General features: G+C 40.2%; 2 protein-coding genes. One reads left to right on the top strand and one right to left on the bottom strand.

Features of this window, described 5'->3' with window-relative positions:
* Positions 1 to 1,529 (top strand): ABC transporter ATP-binding protein (locus tag AC1DRF_RS23885; protein ID WP_477741862.1); only part of this gene is annotated, 1,529 nt, incomplete at its 5' end.
* Between the two features lie 41 nt (positions 1,530 to 1,570).
* Here AC1DRF_RS23885 and AC1DRF_RS23890 read toward each other — a convergent pair.
* Positions 1,571 to 2,236: a type 1 glutamine amidotransferase domain-containing protein gene (locus AC1DRF_RS23890; protein WP_013083773.1), complete on the bottom strand. Its 666-nt coding sequence runs from the start codon at positions 2,234 to 2,236 to the stop codon at positions 1,571 to 1,573.
* Positions 2,237 to 2,267: the final 31 nt, after the last annotated feature.

The raw sequence follows: 2,267 nt of genomic DNA on the forward strand, positions 1-2,267 counted from the left end.
GTTTATTTGCTGCTCAAATGGTAACAAGCGCAGTATCTCTTTATCTCCTTGCTCAAGTAGGACAAGGTGTTGTAAAAGAACTCAGACATAAGGTGTGGAACAAGCTCATAAAGCTTCCGGTTTCATTTTACGACCAAAACCGTTCTGGTGAAATGGTAAGCCGCATTACAAATGATACAACCATTGTGATGAATTTATTGTCAACAGAAATGATTGACTTTGTTAAAAATATTTTATCTATTATCGTTGCCATTATTATTTTATTTACACTTGATGTACCCATGACGCTCATTTTATTAGCGGTCATTCCCGTTATGTTTGTACTGGTTATGCCCCTAGCGCGAAAAATACATAAAATTTCACGTGAGCAGCAGGATAAAATGTCTAAGCTTACAGCTTTTTTAGCTCAAATGCTGAGTGAAATCCGCTTGATTAAAGTATCCGGTTCAGAGAAAAAAGAAGTTGATTCCGGCTTACAATCGTTTCAGTCACTCTACCTCTTCGGTGTAAAGAGAGCTAAAATTGAAGCCATCATTACCCCGATTATTAGCACGGTGATGACCGCTGTTATGATTGCCATCGTCGGGTTTGGTGCATACCGTKTGAGTGAGGGATTTATCACTGCAGGAGAGCTGGTAGCTTTTGTTCTTTACCTTTTTCAAATTATGGTTCCGGTTGGTTCACTTACCCGATTTGTTACTAGCTTTCAGCAAACTAAAGGAGCTTCAGAAAGAATCTTTGATATATTAGCTGAGAAAGAAGAGAACTATGAAAATGGAGAAGTGCTTGAACAGGTAGGGAGTTTAAGGTTCGATAAAGTTGCTTTTCAATATGAAGATAAACCAGTATTGCAGGAAGTTTCATTTTCTGCTAAAAAAGGAGAAGTTACCGCTTTTGTTGGACCTAGCGGAGCTGGAAAATCTACTGTTTTTTCGCTTATCGAACGCTTTTATGAGCCTTCATCGGGGCGCATATTCTTGGATGGAACAGACAGTCAAAACGTCAACTTACGTTCGTGGCGTCACCTGTTTAGCTATGTTCAGCAGGATTCTCCGATTTTAGCAGGAACAATTCGAGAAAATCTCATTTACGGATTAGAGCGGCATGTGACGGATGAAGAAATAGAAGAAGCAGCGAAGTTAGCGAATGCTCATCATTTCATTCAGTCCTTTGAAGATCAATATGAAACAATGATTGGAGAAAGAGGTATTAATCTCTCAGGAGGACAGCGACAGCGTATTGCAATTGCCCGAGCGCTGTTACGCAATCCCCAGTTTTTACTACTGGACGAAGCGACAGCTAGCTTAGACTCCGAATCAGAAAAGCTTGTGCAAGAGTCATTGGAAACGGTAATGAAAGAACGCACATCACTCGTCATTGCACATCGTCTATCTACGGTCATCAATGCGGACCAAATTGTTGTAATAGAAGAAGGGCAGGTTACAGGAAGCGGAACGCATAAAGAGCTGTTAGCCTCTCATTCTTTTTACCGGCGTTTGGTAGAGCAGCAGTTTCAAACATCCCTATAGAACAAACAAAAAAGACCGCTTTTAAGCAGTCTTTTTTTAGTTTATTTATTTAGCTTTTTAACTAATTCATCACCCATTAACTCAGAAGAAAAAGGATCTCGGCTTGTGACAATTTGATCATTTGCCCAAACAGCATATGCTTTTTTATCCATCTCAGGGATGTAGTTAGCCACTTCACGAAGTTCTTGTTCTAAACTGTATGGTAAAAAGGGAAGTACTTCTTCCGGTTCAATTTCATCAGGATAACCGGTTACGTCTAGTCCTTTAATTAACAGTTCATCATCGGATCCTTTCAAGAAAGCAAAAACAGAAGGTCCGTGACACTCAGCTGCTAAAATACCTCCATTGTCGTACACTTTGTTCATAAGTGCATGCAAGTCCACATTTTTTGCTAAGTCAAACATAGCGCCGTGGCCGCCTACTACTAAGATAACGTCATAGTTCTCAGCATCTACTTCTTCAAGTTTCATTGTCTGATCCGCTCTTCCTGATTCATATAATTTTTTATACGTTCCGTCTGGATCAAAGTCTTCTGAAATACTTCGAACGTCTACTTCCGGCTTTCCTCCAAAAGGTGAGGCTAAATCAACGGTGTGCCCTGCGTCCTCAAGCTTTTGCAGCGGAGCAAATAATTCTTCTGCCCACCAACCTGTGTGATAATCTTTCTCTTCGTATCCGCTTGATAATACAGCTAACACTCTTGCCATGTTTATACCTCCTAAATGATGTAAAACGTAT

This window comes from Priestia sp. P5_B4 (assembly GCF_056400385.1).